Here is a 15,702-nt window from a genome sequence, read left to right as displayed (position 1 = left end):
GGGACCGGCCCCCAGGCCGCCCGCCCGGACGGCGGGCGGAGGGCCGGGGTACGGCGGCGCGCCGCGCCGCCGCTTGACGCACTGACACTCCGGCTCGACGGCGGGGCCGCTGCGGCCACCACGATCGCGCGTAAGCGGTCGGTCTTCTACAACGCACTTCAGTACGCCGTGGACCTGGCTGCTCTCCGCCCGGCCGAGGACCTCGGGCTCCGCAAGCAGGACTGCCACCTCCCCGAGACTGGGTGGGGACGGCTCGTCCTGGCCAAGTCCCAGCCGCAGGCCAACAAGAGGTGGGCCGATTCCGGGCAGGCCCACGACGACCGGGGACTCAAGCACCGGGCCGAGGATGAGGGGCGTCCCGTGCCGATCCCGCCGGAGCCGGTGGCCGGCCTGCGGGAGCACATCGAGGAGTTCGGAGTCCACCAGGACGGGCGGCTGTTCCGGACCTCGCGCGGCGGCGTGATCTCCGTTAGGACGTACTGCGATGCCTGGAAGGCGGCTCGGCTCCTGGCGCTGGCTCCCGAGCAGCAGGTATCCCCGCTGGCGGCCCGACCGTACGATCACGGCGCGCGGCCGTGTCGCTCTGGCTCAACGCCGGTGTGGCGGCCCCCGAGGTGGCCGAGCGGGCAGGGCACGGGGTGGACGTGCTGCTCAAGGTCTACGCCAAGGGCATCGACCGGGGCGCGGAGATCGCCAACCGGCGGATAGACGACGCGCTCGCGGCATGATCACACCTACGCTCAAGGGCCCCTTCACCACGGGGCCCTTCGTTGGCAGCGAAGGGGTCGGGGTTCGAATCCCCTTGTCTCCACCAGAGGGCCGTTCGCGAGACGGCGTGAAGGGAGTTGACGGGATCCCGTCGATCGGCTTGATCGGGCGGGATTTCGTTGGTTCCGGGCTGCCGGAGTCGTCGGTCAGGTTGTCGCCGGGCTGGCGAGGTGGCCCTTCAGGCTGGTTCGGGCTCATGCGGCGGCTGTCGTGAAGGGCCGGAGATGAAGTCCACGCCCGGTTGACTTAGAGCGCGCTCCAACACCTAGCGTCGTGGGCAGACGGCTTCGAACCTGGGAGGCAGCACCATGACCGACATCTCCACCCGGCACCTAGGCGGACTGGCGGTCTCCGCGCAGGGCCTGGGGTGCATGGGCATGAGCCACGGCTACGGCACCGCAGACGACGCGCAGTCGATCGCGACGCTGCGCCACGCCCTCGACCTCGGGGTGACCTTCCTGGACACCGCCGACTTCTACGGCGCCGGGCACAACGAGCAGTTGATCGGGCGGGCCATCGCCGGGCGCCGCGACGAGGTGGTACTGGCCACGAAGTTCGGCTTCGCCAACCGCTTGGGCGAGCCCACCCGGATCCGCGGCGACGCCGCCTACGTGCGGCAGGCGTGCGAGGCGTCGCTGCGCCGGCTCGGGGTCGACCACATCGACCTGTACTACCAGCACCGGGTCGATCCGCAGGTGCCGATCGAAGAGACCGTCGGCGCCATGGCCGAGCTGGTGCGGGCCGGGAAGGTCCGCCACCTCGGGCTGTCCGAGGCCGGCGCGCGAACCATCCGGCGGGCGCACGCGGTGCACCCGATCGCCGCGCTACAGAGCGAGTGGTCGCTGTGGACCCGCGACCTGGAGGCGGAGATCGTCCCGCTCTGCCGCGAGCTCGGCATCGGCCTGGTCCCGTTCTCTCCGCTTGGGCGCGGCTTCCTGACCGGCCGGTACAGCTCGGTCGAGGGGCTGGCGGAGACCGACGTGCGGCGCAGCCAGCCGCGTTTCGCCGACGGCAATCTCGAACGGAACCTGGCGATCGTCGCGGAGCTGAACGAGCTGGCCGCGGCGAAGGGGGTCACCGCCGGCCAACTGGCCCTGGCCTGGGTGCAGCACCGGGGCGACGACGTGGTGCCGATTCCCGGTACTCGGCGGCAGCGGTATCTGGAGGAGAACCTCGCGGCCCTGGCCGTCGAGCTGTCCACCGAGGATCTCGCCGCCATCGAGGCCGCCGCCCCGCCCGAGCAGGTCGCGGGCACCCGCTACGACGCGACCAGCCTCACCTTCGTCAACGGCTGAGCCCGCCGCGGTCGTGCTCGATGCAGCGCCCATCGCCGGTTCGGGAAACCGTCGCCGACTCAGGAAACGATCACCCTCCATGCGGGAAGCGATCATCTGAGGCATCCGGTCCGGCCAGGTCGCGCCCACTCGTGCACACCCCGTCAGAACACAAGGCCCGGCTCCAGAACATGGAGCCGGGCCTGTCGCTGTGCAGAAAAGCCAGTGGACCCGCCCTCCCGGGAGGCGCAGCCGAGATCGACAAGCGTCATCGTCGCGACACCGGTCGGGACCCGGTGAGCGGAACCGGTACGCCCCATCGGAGTAAGGCGGCTCTGAGCAGGGCAGGAGCCTTCCTCTTGGCACTGCCAACAGAAGATCATCCTGCGTATATCCCACGTGCTCGGTTCGATACCTTGACGATGTGTCGATCAGCGAACGCCGTCTCTCAGCCGAGGAGCAAGCCGTCATCCTGGCTCTTCTCACGCAAGATTTTCCTGGCGTGGATGAACTTCGCGCTCAGGTCCCTTCGGCAATTGTGGCCGGACGGTGTGGGTGTGGATGTGCAACGGTGGATCTTCGGGCAGGAACAGGGCCTCGTGCGCTCGCCTCCCCGGTACAAGACGGAGTGCTGATCTCCGCCAGCGTGCGCGGGCGCGATGACGGTGTCTTACTCCTCGTCGAGGACGGCCATCTTTCGTACCTTGAGGTCTACACCGTCGATGACGAGCCGGCCTCGCTCCGCAGCCTGAAGATCTCACCGTTGACCCACCAGGCTCCTGGGGGTGATGTCGTGGAGGCGACAAGGCTCAGATTCGACTCGTGAACCTACGGATTAAAAGTGGAGGGCGCTTCTTGCCTTTCGTAACGCTCTGACCTGGCGCTTCGGGTGCTGTCGCATCCTCTCCGAGACTGGCTGTTCCGCGCATACTCCGGATCTTGGAATCCGGCTCTTCTGTCGGGCTTTCGGCAATCCTCGGTATCTTCACTATGCCGTCAGGATGGACCGTGACCAGCCACGCTATCCGGTGGGCCGGGGCTGAGGAACAAAATCCCGGACCGTCGATCGCCCCCTGCCAGCTACAGCGACTGGCCACCGAAGGGCGATCGTAAGTGCGATACCAACTGCCGACGGTTTTACAGCTCGTGACCGTTGCGAACTATGCACGTCCTTCTACCTGCGGTGGAATCTCCGAGGCGCACCTTCATGCTCTTGATCATTACACGCATATTGCACACGCCGCCCGGCCACGAGGCTCAGGTGGCGGCGTCGTTCAAATGAGCGATCCATTCGCCCTGCTTGACGACGACGGGCGGGGACGGCTGTGCGGGCCAGATCTGTAGGTAGTGATGGTTGCCGGCGAAATCCGGCCGCTTCTCAAGCGTGCTGCAGACGTGGTAACGCAGCCGGTGGAGGCCTGGACCGGCTGGTAGCGGAGGAAGGGGACGCATCGCCGTATCGTCCCAGTCCATGCACCATCCGATCAGGGAGACCTCGCCGGTCGCTGACAGGAAGTCGATCTCCACGATCTCCTCGTACCCGTCGAGGTCGGCGCCCGGGTCGTGGTCAGCAATGGTCACCGTGAAGGGAATGCCGTCGCCGTGCTGATACACGATCGACAGTTCGGCCATGGCCTTCCGTACCGTGACGAGCGCGACGGACCACACCACGTCGCCCGCGTCGTCGCCGTCCCAGTCCGTCAGTAAGACAGTGCTGCAGTCCTCGACATCCACTTCCACCCGGACGGTCTCCGCATAGGGGCTCATAGGTGGCGATCGTAGAGTCCGCCACCGACAGACCGGCCAGCTGTCCGCAGTTCGAAGATCAGCCACGTTACTCGGTGGGTCAGGGCTGAGGTACGAAGCTCTGGACCTTCGATCGCCCCCAACCATGTCCGGTGGCCAGCCATACCATGGCGATCGTAGGGCTGCATCTGTGCGGCGGCGCGGCAACCCTGACCGGCGCGTTCGATCGGTACGGCGGGGCCGACGTGCGGTGCCCGGCCCGGTGCCCCGCCGCCGTCCGGGACCGGCCCCCAGGCCGCACGCCCGGACGGCGGGCGGGCGGAGGGCCGGGGGTACGGCGGCGCGCCGCGCCGCCGCGCTTGATACCCATAAGAACAATTCGGCAATGTCACCCGTGGAGCTGCGGCCCTCCGAGTAGGCGGGTGCCGTCGTGGTGGCGGATGGCCGGCGCCTGGTCGTGGTGCATGGCGTCGAGAACGCGGATGGCGAAGTCCGTACGTCAGACCCAATAGTCCCGCTCGGGCAGTCGCCGCCAGATGTCGGGTGGGCCGATGATCGGCCGAGCGTCGGCCAGGCGCAGGCCCGCACCGGCGCAGCAGAAGGCCAGGGGGTGGCCGTGGTAGAGGTGGGCGGCGAGAATCCTCTCTGCAGGGGCGTCAGGGGAGATGCCGTGGATGCCGAGCGAGTCCCAGAACTCGCTGGCGTCATCTCGGGTGATACGCCCGCTGTTGCCGCCCTTGGGATTGGAATACATGCTGTAGCAGACCGTGCCCGGCGAGACGCGCTTGACGACGCCGGGAGTGGACGGGGTGTATCCCCAGGGTTGGGTGATGACGCAGCCGCCGGGCACGTCCGTGATCCCGACGATCAGTTCGGCGTCCGGAACGTTCCACCAGGCCTCGTAGAGCCTTTCCACGTCTATCCCGTCGGCAGGTGTAGCTTCCAGCCGTGCTGTCGCCTCAGCCGCGTTGATGTCGGCCACGCAGGCCATACTCAGGCCGTCGTAATGAAAGTCTCCCAGTGCGGTGATCAAACGTCTGGCCTCCGTCATCGCGGCGGCTTCGGCTTCGGACAGACCGATCTCCGGTGAGGGCATGGGGAAAAGGCCAGGAGTCGGGCCGGCCAGGCTGAGGCGGCCAGGAGACCAGCCGTCCATCATGAGGCGCCATGGGTCCGCCCCAGCGGAAACGAGGGCTCGGGCGTTGTCCGGGCGGCCTTCGAAGACGGACACCCACAGCGCAGTACAGCCCTGATGTTCCGCGTCGACGTCATCGACGCGCATGGCCAGCTCAGCGACCACTTCAGGCGAGCCGCGCTCAGCCGCGACGTGTAACGGCTTCTCGAAGATGCGCACGCCGGAGTTCGGATCGGCGCCCCCATCGAGCTGAGCACGGATCAGGTCGAGGTCCGTCCACCCGTCCCAGGAGACGTAGAACCATCCGGCTTCGCCGGTGACAGCCACGGCACTCCTTAGGGGAACATACGGGACACGTGCGCCGATCATGGCGCACGAGGCCGACAGATTCGCCCCGGCGCCCTGATCTGTCTGCGGGAGGGCATCCTCCAGCGATCACGGCCACACCGGCTGGTGGGAGGCCGATGGGGCGGCTCGTCCTGGCCAGGTCCAAGCCGCAGGCCAACAAGAGATAGACCGGCTCCGGACAGGCCCACGACGATCGCGGCCTGAGGCATCGGGCCGATGACGAGGGGCGACTGGTGCGTACTGTGAGGCATGGAAGGCGGCCCGGCTCTTGGCGCTGACTCCTGAGCGGCAGATGTCTCCAGTGGCCACCCGCCTTCTCAGGAAGGGCGAAGAGTCGCCGTGAGCGACCAGAACTGTAGTTTGAACAGGGCGAAGCCGACGATGTCCGCTGTGAAGTCCTCGTGGCTGAGGAGCTTCCTGTGAACCCTGAACTGCCACTGGTGGTCTGGGTAGCCCAGTTCGAACTCTTCGTAATATTCCGATTCCCCGGAGTAGCAGCTGGTCGCGCAGATCCTTCCCGAGGGAAGGTGAATGGTCCCTGACCAGCTTTCGTCCCAGTCCGAGGCGGGCGGCTCGCCGTCCCAGAGTTCGTACTTGATGAGGACGTGATCACAGTAGGTGGCGTCAAGTGCGATGGACTGGGGAACGACGTCGGCTCTCTCAGGCTCGAAAAGATCCCACTCCCCTTCGACGTCTACGACTCCCCCCAGGTACCGCTCTATCTTGCGCGAGCCGAGAAGTGTCTTGATGATCTCCGCCATGGCACTCCTTGAGGGCACGTGTTGGGTGCATGCGCGCTGATCATGACGTGCGAGACCGACAGTTCGGGCCAGCTCAAGGGAGAACCGCAAAGCGGGGCATTCTCGACAGGCTGATGGCCTTGACTGTCGGGCGGCTGGGCGGAGCCAGCGAAAGTTATCGGGCCCGACGCCTCCCCCTGGAGTTTTACGGCGTGACCTGGGGAAACGCCTCAAGATCCATCCCGCGTACATCCCACGACCGCCGGCTGAGGGCCGCTCACGGTGGTGTACGGCTGCGCAGGCCGGAAACGGCCAACGGCGCCTGGTCCGAGGGAAAGCCCTGGTCAGACGCCGTTTCGCAAGGTGAGCGGAGAGCGTGGGATTCGAACCCACGAGGACTGTCACCAGCCCTAGCGGTTTTCAAGACCGCCGCCATCGTCCACTAGGCGAGCTCTCCTGGCGCCACGTCCGAAGAACGTGTCAGATGCACCTTAGCCTCTCACCGCCTCAAGCGTGCACGGGACTTGGCAGGCGTCTCGTCTCGCGTGGGAGGCGGGACGCCTGCCGTACCGGACTCAGAGCTGCCCGCCGGCGAAGCCGTCGCCCACCGAGGCCGCCAGCCGGAGGAAGGACTCCCGGGTGGCGGGCTGCAGCCTCTCCAGATCGATCTCCGCGCCCTCTTCGAGATGGGGGTCGTAGGGGACGCGGATCACGGCGCGGCAGCGGGCCGCGAAGTGGGCCTCCAGGCGGTCGAGGTCGACTGTGGACTTCGACCGGGGACGGACACTGCACAGCACCACCGTGGCGGAGCGGACCAGATCCTCGTAGTGGTGTGCCTCCAGCCAGTCCAGCGTCGCCGAGGCGGCGCGGGCTCCGTCCACGGAGGGGGAGCTGACCAGGACGAGCTGGTCGGCCAGGCCGAGGACGCCGGACATGGCCGAGTGGAGCAGGCCGGTGCCGCAGTCGGTGATGCAGATCGAGTAAAAGTTCTCCAGGACCTGGGCCACCGACTGGTAGTCGGACGCGCTGAACGCCTCGGACACCGACGGGTCGCGGTCGGAGGCGAGGATCTCCAGGCGGGACGGGGCCTGCGAGGTGAACGCCCGTATGTCGACGTAGCGCTTGATCTGCTGGCGCTCGTTGAGCAGGTCACGGACGGTCGCGGAGGTTTCGAGTTCGAGCTTGTCCGACAGGGTGCCGCGGTCGGGGTTGGCGTCGACCGCGATGACCCGGTCACCGCGGATCTGGGCGAGGGTGGCGCCGAGACCGACCGTTGTGGTGGTCTTCCCGACGCCGCCCTTCAGGCTGAGCACGGCGACCCGGTGGTGTCCCGTGGCGACCGGCGTGCGGGCACGGCCGACCAGCTCACGGCGGCGGCGGACCTCGGGGGACTCACCAGGCTTGATCAATCCCGCCGACGCCTTGTAGATCAGCTTGCGCCAGCCCCCGGCGGGCCCGTTACGGCGCCCCCTCAGCAGCGACTCGGGGTCCAGACTGTCGGCCGACGGCCTGGGGGTGCCCGGCGTCTGCTGCCGGGAGGACGTGCTGAAGGCGGGCGTCGGGGCCGCCTGACGGCGGCGCGCCTGGTACGGCTCCCGCGCCGGCTCGGACGTGACCCGGTCCGAGGAGAAGGGCTTGTCCCGATCCGGGGCGAAGGGCTTGTCGCGGTCCGAGGAGAAGGGCTTGTCGCGGTCCGGGGCGAAGGGCTTGTCGCGGTCCGAGGTGAAGGGCTTGTCGCGGTCCGAGGGGAAAGCCGACTCCCGATCCGGGGCGAAGGGCTTGTCGCGGTCCGAGCTGAAAGGCGCATCCCGGTCCGGAGGGAAAGGCCTGTCCCGATCCGAGGCGGAGGCTATGTCCCGGTTGAGAGTGGGGGAAGTGTCCCGGTCCGAGGAGATGGGCTTGTCCCGGTCGGGAGCGGGGGCCACCGCCTCCTTGGGGGTGAAGGCCGTGTCCCGGTCCGGGCCGAAGAGCTTGTCCCGGCCCGGAAGGAAAGCCGTGTCCTGATCCGAGGAGAAAGGCCTGTCCTGGTCCGGGGAGAAGGGCTTGTCCCGGTCAGAGGAGAAAGGCCTGTCCCGATCTGAGGCGAAAGGCTTGTCACGGTCCGGGGTGAAGGCCGTGTCCCAGGTCCGGCCGGAGTCCGGGATGCGGGGGACGGTCGAGCCGAACAGATCGGGGGCACGTTCCAGCGGCGCGGCAGACGTCGAGTGATCGGCACCGAAGGACTCGGGCACCCGGAACGGCTCGACGGCCTCAGGCTCGGGACGCCCGAGGACCGACCGGAGTGTCTCCCCGGAGGCGAACGGCTCGGCGGCTCCGGAGGCGGACCGGTCGCGGTCCTGCCCGGCACCGCCGAAGGCGGAGAGGTCGTCATGACGGCCCGGGCCGTCGGCGCCGGAGCGAGCGTCGTCCGGCCCGGCGCCATCGGCGCCATCGGTGCCGGAGCGGTCGTCACGCTCGGAGGCGGAGCGGTCGTCGCTCTGCTCGGGGCCGCCGGGACCGGAGTGAGCCTCGTCCTGTCCTGGACCGCCGGAGCCGGGCCGGTCATCCTCCGCTCCGGCGCCGCCGGAGGATCCGGCACGGTCGGAGCCGACGACCGGCAGCGTGAACCGGTCATGCTCGGAACCGGCGCCGCCGAAGGTGAACCCTCCGGGGCCGGCGGCCGGCAGCGTGAACCGGTCGCGGTCGGAACCGCCGCCGAAGGCGGACCCCCCGGGTTCCGGGGCAGAGGGCTTGAACGGTTCGAGCGTGGGGCCGGACGGCTCGGCGGGGGCGAAGGTGAGAGGCTCGGCCGGCTCCTGCGGGCGGCGAGGCTGCTCGAACAGGCCGCGGGAGGGCTCCTGCTCGGGCTCGGCACGCGGCGCACGGACCTCAGGCTCGGCACGCGGTGCGCGGAGCTCGGGCTCGGGCTCGGCACGCGGTGCGCGGAGCTTGGGGTCGGTGAACTCGCCGCCGGGCTCGTCCTGCTCCTGACGGGGCAGCGGCTTGAGAGGGGCCAGGAAGCCGTCGTTGTCATGGCTGGAAGGCGCCGTGACGGAGGGCAGGGTGAAGGCGCTCACCGTGTCGGACGCCTCCATCCAGTCGGCCGCGTCGGCGTCTTCGGCCGGCGGGTCCGTCACGGGTGCGGAGGCCCCCGCGGGGTCGTAGGCCGAGTCGACGGCTGTGCGGAACAGCGGCGAGGAGACCGCCGCGGGCTCGGAGGGCACCAGGCCCCACGGGTCCTTCGGGTATGGCGAAATGGCGGTGTCGTCCACCGCGTCCGTCGTGGTGCTCCTCATCGCGACGGGAGGATCGTCCTCCTGATCCTTGATAGCGTCGAGCCAGGCGAGCTGCTCCTCGAGAGACTCTTCACGATCGTGTCTCGCCACCGTGTTCCCCCTCGGGATGGGCATAAAAGGGCAGCAAACGCATAGCAGGTTAACGCCCTGTGTTCTCATCAATGCGGGCAACCACCAAGTTGAGCCCACGGGATAGCTTGGTCACATGCACGCCATCGTGATCGATAAACCTGGTGGACCTGAAGTGCTGACCTGGCGAGAGGTCCCCGATCCCCGCCCCGGACCGGGTGACGTCGTCATCGACGTGGCCGCCTCGGCGGTCAACCGGGCCGATCTGATGCAGCGGACGGGCCTGTACGACCCGCCTCCGGGCGCCTCGCCGTATCCGGGGCTGGAGTGCTCCGGGGTGGTCGCGGAGGTGGGCTCGGACGTGGAGGACTTCAGGCCGGGCGACCGGGTGTGCGCGCTGCTGTCCGGCGGCGGCTACGCGGAGCGGGTCGTGGTGCCCTGGCAGCAGGTCATGCGGGTGCCCGACGGCGTGGACCTGGCCGAGGCGGCGGCCCTGCCCGAGGTGGCGTGCACGGTCTGGTCCAACGTGTTCATGACGGCGCGCCTGAGGAAGGGTGAGACGCTTCTCGTCCACGGCGGCGCCAGCGGGATCGGCACGCTGGCCGTACAGCTCGCCAAGGCGTTCGGCTCGCGGGTGGTCGTCACCGCCGGATCGGCCGACAAGATCGCCCGTTGCCTGGAGCTGGGCGCGGACGAGGGGATCAACTACCGCGAGGAGGACTTCGCGGAGCGGGTCCGGGCCGATGTGATCCTCGACATCGTCGGCGCGAAATACCTGCCAGGGAACGTGAAAGCCCTCAAAACGGGCGGCCGGCTGGTCGTGATCGGGATGCAGGGCGGCTCGAAGGGCGAGCTGGACCTGGGTGCGCTCCTCGTGAAACGGGCCTCCGTGCACGGCACCACGCTACGCGCGCGCCCGGTCGACGAGAAGGGGGTCATCGTGCGCGGTGTCGTGGACAACGTCTGGCCCCTGGTCGACGCCGGGGCGATCCGGCCCGTGATCCACGCGCGGGTGCCGATGAGCGAGGCCGCCGAGGCCCACAGGATCTTGGAGTCCGGTGACCACATTGGGAAAATCCTGCTAGTAAGTTGAATGCTATGAACGCAGAGGAGAGCACTCCGCACATAGTGGTCATGGGCCCCCAGGGTGTCCAGGCCGAGGAGGACGGCGAGGGACGGTCGGTCGCCGAGCTGGTCGAGCAGCCCGCCAAGGTGATGCGGATCGGCAGCATGATCCGCCAGCTCCTCGAGGAGGTCCGGGCAGCTCCGCTGGACGAGGCCAGTCGCAAGCGGCTCAAGGAGATCCACCAGAGCTCCATCAAGGAGCTCGAGGACGGTCTGGCTCCCGAGCTGGTCGACGAGTTGGAGCGCCTGTCACTCCCGTTCACCGAGAACGACAACGGCACCCCGCCGAGCGACGCGGAGCTCCGGGTCGCCCACGCGCAGCTCGTCGGCTGGCTGGAGGGCCTGTTCCACGGGATCCAGACCACGCTTTTCGCCCAGCAGATGGCGGCCCGCGCCCAGTTGGAGAACATGCGCAAGGCGCTGCCCAGCGGCGTCTCCCTCACGCAGGAGGGCCACCAGGGCAGCTCCGGCCCCTACCTGTAAAGATCCTCAAGGACTCTGGCGACCCCGTCGTCGTTGTTGGCCGCGGTCACGTGATCGACCGCGGCCAGCACCTCGGCGTGGGCGTTGGCGACGGCGTAGGAAGTGCCCGCCCACCGCAGCATCGGCAGGTCGTTGGGCATGTCCCCGAACGCGATCACCTCGGCCGACGTGATCTCCCGGCCCTCGGCCAGGGTGGCCAGCGCCGAGGCCTTCGTCACGCCGTGCGCGCTCATCTCGATCAGGGCGCGGCCGCTGGAGTGGGTGGGCGTGACCAGGTCGCCGACCAGCCCGTAGACCGTCTCCTGGAGGATGTCGGGGTCCATCCGGGGGTGCAGCGCCAGGAGCTTGGCGCACGGCCGCGAGATGAGCGTGGCCGTCCCGACGCGGAGTCCGGCGACCGCCTTACCGTCCCAGCCACCGAGACGGAAGTCCGATTCGTGGGCGAATCCGCCTTCGTATTCCACTGAGAACGCCAGCTCGGGAACCTTTTCGCGGAGCCGTCTCACGACCTCTTCAAGCACATCTGGGGGGATGAGGTGTGATTTGACGATCTGCTCGGTGTGCAGGTCGTAGACAAGGGCACCGTTGGCGCATATGGCCAGCCCTCTATGGCGTACGGCTCCCGCGACCGCGTGCATCCACCGGGGCGGCCGGCCGGTCACGAAGATCAGCGTAGCTCCGGCGCTCTCCACACGGGCGAAGGCGGCCGCGGTACGGGGTGAGACGGTGCCGTCCGAGCGCAGGGCGGTGCCGTCGAGATCAGTGGCGACGAGGCGGGGGCATCCCATAACAGGTTCCAGTCTGCACTGTGATCCCCGGTACGCCAGCCCCGGGGATCCATCTACGAGGAATCTTCCTCATGGCGGGAACACGAGTGCGCCAGATAGTGTTAGATGTGATGGCGTTGTATTAGCTGAATCCCGTTGTGAAAACCAGTTTGACTGAGCCACCCGGGGCTTGCTGTACGACACATGGGGTTCACGAGGTGTGAATCCCAAAGTTTCAAATCCTGAGGGAGAGCTTTAATGGCTCAGGGAACCGTCAAGTGGTTCAACGCTGAAAAGGGCTTCGGCTTCATCGCACCGGACGGCGGTGCACCGGACGTGTTCGTGCACTTCTCCGAGATCCAGGGCAGCGGCTACCGCAGCCTTGAGGACGGTCAGCGTGTCGAGTTCGAGATCACGCAGGGCCAGAAGGGTCCGCAGGCCTCGCAGGTCCGCGCCGTCTGACGCATAGACCTCTGGTAGCGAGGAAGGCGGGGTTCGCTTAACGCGAACCCCGCCTTTCTCGTTCCCGGGCCGCCCCGTGGACCGCCCCCACGGCCTCCCCGCCCGCCCGCGGACCGGCCCTGCGGTTCCCGGCCCGGCCTGCCCCGCCTGTGAACCAGGCCCGCCCCGCCCGCGGACCGCCCTCACAACCTCCCGGGCCGCCCCGTGGACCGCCCCCACGGCCTCCCCGCCCGCCCGCGGACCGGCCCATGGCCTCCCCCCCGCCCCGCCTCGGGGTCTCACCGGTAGATCAGGCCCGACAGCCGCCAGGCCAGGCCGCGGCGGAAGGCGGGGACACGCGCCAGGGTCCGCAGGACCAGGTTCCGGACCGGCCGCAGACGCTTGTCCACGGTGGCCAGCCGGGTGAGCCGCCCGGCGAAGGCGACGACCTGCTCCGCCACGGGGCGGCGGGCCGCCGCGTAGGCGTCCAGAGCGCCCTGATCGCCCTTCAGAGCGCCGAGGAGGGCCTCACCGAGGGCGGTGGCGTCCTGGATGCCGGTGTTCATTCCCTGGCCCCCTGCGGGGCTGTGGACGTGCGCGGCGTCGCCCGCCAGCACCACCCGCCCGGCGCGGTAGGCGTCGGCCACCCGGTGGTGGACCCGGAACCGCGATCCCCAGACGACCTCGCGCACCACGGCCCGGTCCCGCTCAGGCCCCCGGCTGTCCAACAGCGCCTGGACGAAGGCCGCGTCGGGCTCGGCCGGCGCCTCGTCCACGGTGGCCACGATCCGGTGGGTGCCGTCGGGCAGCGGGGCCACCACGACCAGCCCGGCGGGCGAGAAGTAGAGGATGACCTCGTCATCGGGCACGCCGCCGGTGAGCCGCACGTCGGCCAGGCTGAACGACTCGGCGTACTGTCCGCCGGTGAAGCCGATGCCCGCCTGCTCGCGGACCGTGCTGTGCATGCCGTCCGCGCCCACCGCGTACTTCGCGGTGACGGTGGCGCCGCCGGCGAAGACCGCGGTCACGGCCTCACCGTCCTGGGTGAGGCTCTCCAGCGTGTACGGCCTGGCGACCCGGCCGCCCAGCTCGGTGAGGCGCTCCAGCAGGGTCCGCTCGGTCACCGCCTGGGAGACCATCAGCGTGTAGGGGTAGCGCGTCGGGAGCGTGTCGAACCGCACCGGCACGAGGGCCCTGTCACGGTCCTTGATCGTGAACCGGGGGGCCTGGATGCCCTGGGCGGCCAGCCGCCCGGCGACCCCGAGGGGCTCCAGGACTTCGAGCGTCCTGGCGTGGACCACCGCGGCCCGCGAGGTGTTGTCACCGGCCGCCTGGTTGTCGACGACGGTCACGTCGAACCCCTGCCCGGCGAGGGAGACGGCGACGGTGAGGCCGGTCGGGCCTGCGCCGATGACGAGAACGTCCGTGCTGGTGGGGAGCATCTCGACCTCCATGAGTCGATGTCAACGCTTGTTGGTCAACAGCCGTTGGCATAACTGTGCGCCCTCCGCGCTAGCTATGTCAACAGTCGTTGGCCTACAGTTGTTGACATGAGGAGAACCTCCGAGGAGACCAAGGCCGTGATCCTGGCCGCGGCACGCGAGCGCTTCGCCGCGGACGGCTACCAGCGGGCCACCATCCGCGCCATCGCCTCGGACGCGGGCATCGACCCGGCCATGGTCATGCGCTACTTCGGCAACAAGGAGAAACTGTTCGCCGCAGCAGCCGACTTTGACCTGAGATTTCCGGATCTGAATGCGATCCCCCGCGAGACCGTGGGGAAGACGCTCATCGCCCACTTCCTGGATCGCTGGGAGGACGACGAGGGCATGCTGATCCTGCTGCGCACCGGCGTCACCAACGAGGCCGTCGCCGCGCGCATGCGCGACATCTTCGCCCTCCAGCTCGGCCCGCTGATCGCCCGCCTCCACGGCGACCCGTCCCAGGCCCCGTCACGGGCGGGGCTCGCCTCCACCCAGGTCCTCGGCATGGCCCTGTGCCGCTACGTGCTCCGCCTGCCACCCGTCGTCGCCATGTCCAGGGACGAGATCGTGGACTGGCTCGGGCCCACCCTCCAGCGCTATCTCCTGGAATAACCAGGTTCTCTGGAATCCGGCGGCCGTGCGGGATCCGGCCGCCGGTCCGGGGGCTGAACGCGCGTGGGCCCCCGCCGGGGTTCGGCGGGGGCCCACGTCGTGGCAGGGGTTACTTGACGGGTTCGAGGACGTCGAGCCCGACGTAGGGGCGCAGGGCCTTGGGGACCACGACGGAGCCGTCGGCCTGCTGGTGGTTCTCCAGGATGGCCACGATCCAGCGGGTGGTGGCCAGGGTGCCGTTCAGCGTGGCCGCGTGCTGGGGCTTGCCGTCCTTGTCGCGGTAGCGCACGGCCAGGCGGCGGGCCTGGAAGTCGGTGCAGTTGGAGGTCGAGGTGAGCTCGCGGTAGCGGCCCTGGGTGGGGACCCACGCCTCGCAGTCGAACTTCCGCGCCGCGCTCGTGCCCAGGTCGCCCGCGGCGGTGTCGATGACGCGGTAGGGCACCTCGATCTTGGCGAGCATCTCCTTCTCCCAGGCGAGCAGGCGCTGGTGCTCCTCGCTCGCGTCTTCGGGACGGCAGTAGGAGAACATCTCGATCTTGTCGAACTGGTGGACGCGGATGATGCCCCGGGTGTCCTTGCCGTAGGAGCCGGCCTCGCGGCGGAAGCACGAGGACCATCCGGCGTAGCGGTAGGGCAGCGCGGCGCCGTCGAGGATCTCGTCGGCGTGGTAGGCCGCCATGGGCACCTCGCTGGTGCCGACCAGGAACAGGTCCTCGTCGGCCAGGTGGTAGACCTCGCTCGCGTGGGCGCCGAGGAAGCCGGTGCCCTGCATCGTCTCGGGCTTGACCAGAACCGGCGGGATCATCGGGACGAAGCCCGCCTCGATCGCCTGCTGCATGGCCATGTTGAGCAGCCCGAGCTGGAGCCGCGCACCGACGCCCTTGAGGAAGAAGAACCGCGAGCCGGAGACCTTCGCGCCGCGCTCCATGTCGATCGCGCCGAGCAGCTCGCCGAGCTCCAGGTGGTCCTTGGGCTCGAAGTCGAAGGTCGGCTTCTCGCCGATCTCCTCCAGCACTACGTAGTCGTCCTCGCCGCCCGCCGGAGCCCCCTCCTCCACGAGGTTGGGGATCGTGTAGAGCAGGTCGTCGAGCTCCTTGGCCAGCTTCTCGGCCTCGGCCTCGGCCGACTTGACCTGCGCCGCGAGATCCTTGGCCCGGTCGAGGAGTGCGGTCTTCTCCTCGCCGGAGGCGCGGGAGACCGACTTGCCGATGCTCTTCTGCTCGGCGCGCAGCGTCTCGAAGCGACTCAGCGCGCCGCGACGGCGGCCGTCGAGGTCGAGCAGCGTTTCGACGACGGAGTCGTCCTCACCGCGGGCACGCTGCGACGCCCGTAGCCGGTCGGGATCCTCACGAAGGGTACGCAGGTCAATCACAGATCAAGGCTACCGATGCGGAGCCGGCGTTCGCGCCCCATATAGAGCTCGCGTCCATATATC

Annotated in this window: 14 protein-coding genes and 2 tRNA genes; 8 read left to right on the top strand and 8 right to left on the bottom strand. The window is 69.0% G+C overall.

The annotated features are described in order from the left end of the window. Positions 1 to 575 precede the first annotated feature (575 nt). The 4 genes from J2S55_RS17485 to J2S55_RS17470 all read left to right on the top strand — a co-directional run bounded on the left by J2S55_RS17485 (position 576) and on the right by J2S55_RS17470 (position 2,868). Positions 576 to 728 (top strand): hypothetical protein, encoded by a 153-nt coding sequence (locus J2S55_RS17485; RefSeq protein WP_306861885.1) that lies wholly within the window; start codon positions 576 to 578, stop codon positions 726 to 728. Beyond that, positions 686 to 814: transfer RNA gene (locus J2S55_RS17480), tRNA-Ala, on the top strand. Before J2S55_RS17485 ends, J2S55_RS17480 begins: the two co-directional genes overlap by 43 nt. Positions 815 to 1,076: 262 nt before the next feature. Further along, positions 1,077 to 2,063, top strand: coding sequence for an aldo/keto reductase (locus J2S55_RS17475; protein WP_306861882.1), 987 nt, complete (start codon positions 1,077 to 1,079; stop codon positions 2,061 to 2,063). Between the two features lie 403 nt (positions 2,064 to 2,466). Continuing rightward, the gene (locus J2S55_RS17470; protein ID WP_306861880.1) at positions 2,467 to 2,868 is read left to right on the top strand and encodes a hypothetical protein; all 402 of its coding nucleotides are present in this window, start codon (positions 2,467 to 2,469) and stop codon (positions 2,866 to 2,868) included. A 431-nt stretch (positions 2,869 to 3,299) separates the two neighbouring features. On the opposite strand, the gene J2S55_RS17465 is transcribed toward J2S55_RS17470, so the two are convergent. From J2S55_RS17465 to J2S55_RS17445, 5 genes are all read right to left on the bottom strand, one after another. Beyond that, positions 3,300 to 3,809, bottom strand: a complete 510-nt coding sequence (locus J2S55_RS17465) for a hypothetical protein (RefSeq protein WP_306861878.1) — start codon at positions 3,807 to 3,809, stop codon at positions 3,300 to 3,302. A 478-nt stretch (positions 3,810 to 4,287) separates the two neighbouring features. Further along, positions 4,288 to 5,250, bottom strand: a complete 963-nt coding sequence (locus tag J2S55_RS17460) for an ankyrin repeat domain-containing protein (RefSeq protein WP_306861876.1) — start codon at positions 5,248 to 5,250, stop codon at positions 4,288 to 4,290. Between the two features lie 338 nt (positions 5,251 to 5,588). Continuing rightward, the gene (locus tag J2S55_RS17455; RefSeq protein WP_306861874.1) at positions 5,589 to 6,032 is read right to left on the bottom strand and encodes a hypothetical protein; all 444 of its coding nucleotides are present in this window, start codon (positions 6,030 to 6,032) and stop codon (positions 5,589 to 5,591) included. Between the two features lie 347 nt (positions 6,033 to 6,379). Then, positions 6,380 to 6,468, bottom strand: a tRNA-Ser gene (locus J2S55_RS17450). 118 nt (positions 6,469 to 6,586) lie between these two features. Then, the gene (locus J2S55_RS17445; protein WP_306861872.1) at positions 6,587 to 9,376 is read right to left on the bottom strand and encodes a nucleotide-binding protein; all 2,790 of its coding nucleotides are present in this window, start codon (positions 9,374 to 9,376) and stop codon (positions 6,587 to 6,589) included. Positions 9,377 to 9,491: 115 nt separating this feature from the next. Between J2S55_RS17445 and J2S55_RS17440 the strand changes: the two genes are divergently transcribed. Both J2S55_RS17440 and J2S55_RS17435 read left to right on the top strand, forming a co-directional pair. After that, positions 9,492 to 10,448 carry an NAD(P)H-quinone oxidoreductase gene (locus tag J2S55_RS17440; protein ID WP_306861870.1) on the top strand — a complete coding sequence of 319 codons (957 nt, stop codon included), beginning with the start codon at positions 9,492 to 9,494 and terminating at the stop codon, positions 10,446 to 10,448. Positions 10,449 to 10,453: 5 nt separating this feature from the next. Further along, on the top strand, positions 10,454 to 10,963 hold the full coding sequence (locus tag J2S55_RS17435; RefSeq protein ID WP_306861869.1) for a bacterial proteasome activator family protein: 510 nt from the start codon (positions 10,454 to 10,456) through the stop codon (positions 10,961 to 10,963). On the opposite strand, the gene J2S55_RS17430 is transcribed toward J2S55_RS17435, so the two are convergent. Beyond that, positions 10,954 to 11,751 carry an HAD family hydrolase gene (locus J2S55_RS17430; protein WP_306861867.1) on the bottom strand — a complete coding sequence of 266 codons (798 nt, stop codon included), beginning with the start codon at positions 11,749 to 11,751 and terminating at the stop codon, positions 10,954 to 10,956. The two genes, J2S55_RS17435 and J2S55_RS17430, sit on opposite strands and share 10 nt — an antisense overlap. A gap of 237 nt (positions 11,752 to 11,988) precedes the next feature. On the opposite strand from J2S55_RS17430, the gene J2S55_RS17425 reads away from it, so the two are divergent. Next, positions 11,989 to 12,192: a cold-shock protein gene (locus J2S55_RS17425; protein WP_179821289.1), complete on the top strand. Its 204-nt coding sequence runs from the start codon at positions 11,989 to 11,991 to the stop codon at positions 12,190 to 12,192. 278 nt (positions 12,193 to 12,470) lie between these two features. Here J2S55_RS17425 and J2S55_RS17420 read toward each other — a convergent pair whose 3' ends face one another. After that, positions 12,471 to 13,625: an FAD-dependent oxidoreductase gene (locus tag J2S55_RS17420; protein WP_306861864.1), complete on the bottom strand. Its 1,155-nt coding sequence runs from the start codon at positions 13,623 to 13,625 to the stop codon at positions 12,471 to 12,473. A gap of 96 nt (positions 13,626 to 13,721) precedes the next feature. Between J2S55_RS17420 and J2S55_RS17415 the strand changes: the two genes are divergently transcribed. Then, positions 13,722 to 14,267, top strand: coding sequence for a TetR/AcrR family transcriptional regulator (locus J2S55_RS17415; protein ID WP_306861862.1), 546 nt, complete (start codon positions 13,722 to 13,724; stop codon positions 14,265 to 14,267). Positions 14,268 to 14,376: 109 nt separating this feature from the next. On the opposite strand, the gene serS is transcribed toward J2S55_RS17415, so the two are convergent. After that, positions 14,377 to 15,639 (bottom strand): serine--tRNA ligase, encoded by a 1,263-nt coding sequence (gene serS, locus J2S55_RS17410; protein WP_306861860.1) that lies wholly within the window; start codon positions 15,637 to 15,639, stop codon positions 14,377 to 14,379. Positions 15,640 to 15,702 lie beyond the last annotated feature (63 nt).

It is taken from the genome of Streptosporangium brasiliense, from assembly GCF_030811595.1.
Taxonomy (GTDB): Bacteria; Actinomycetota; Actinomycetes; order Streptosporangiales; family Streptosporangiaceae; genus Streptosporangium; species Streptosporangium brasiliense.
This window is presented reverse-complemented; position numbering and strand designations above follow the sequence as displayed.

Bases quoted from the DNA above. Each gene is read 5' to 3' on its own strand.
- J2S55_RS17475 (WP_306861882.1), top strand. From the start codon at position 1,077: ATGACCGACATCTCCACCCGGCACCTAGGCGGACTGGCGGTCTCCGCG.
- J2S55_RS17465 (WP_306861878.1), bottom strand. From the start codon at position 3,809: ATGAGCCCCTATGCGGAGACCGTCCGGGTGGAAGTGGATGTCGAGGAC.
- J2S55_RS17455 (WP_306861874.1), bottom strand. From the start codon at position 6,032: ATGGCGGAGATCATCAAGACACTTCTCGGCTCGCGCAAGATAGAGCGG.
- J2S55_RS17440 (WP_306861870.1), top strand. From the start codon at position 9,492: ATGCACGCCATCGTGATCGATAAACCTGGTGGACCTGAAGTGCTGACC.
- J2S55_RS17435 (WP_306861869.1), top strand. From the start codon at position 10,454: ATGAACGCAGAGGAGAGCACTCCGCACATAGTGGTCATGGGCCCCCAG.
- J2S55_RS17430 (WP_306861867.1), bottom strand. From the start codon at position 11,751: ATGGGATGCCCCCGCCTCGTCGCCACTGATCTCGACGGCACCGCCCTG.
- J2S55_RS17425 (WP_179821289.1), top strand. From the start codon at position 11,989: ATGGCTCAGGGAACCGTCAAGTGGTTCAACGCTGAAAAGGGCTTCGGC.
- J2S55_RS17420 (WP_306861864.1), bottom strand. From the start codon at position 13,625: ATGGAGGTCGAGATGCTCCCCACCAGCACGGACGTTCTCGTCATCGGC.
- J2S55_RS17415 (WP_306861862.1), top strand. From the start codon at position 13,722: ATGAGGAGAACCTCCGAGGAGACCAAGGCCGTGATCCTGGCCGCGGCA.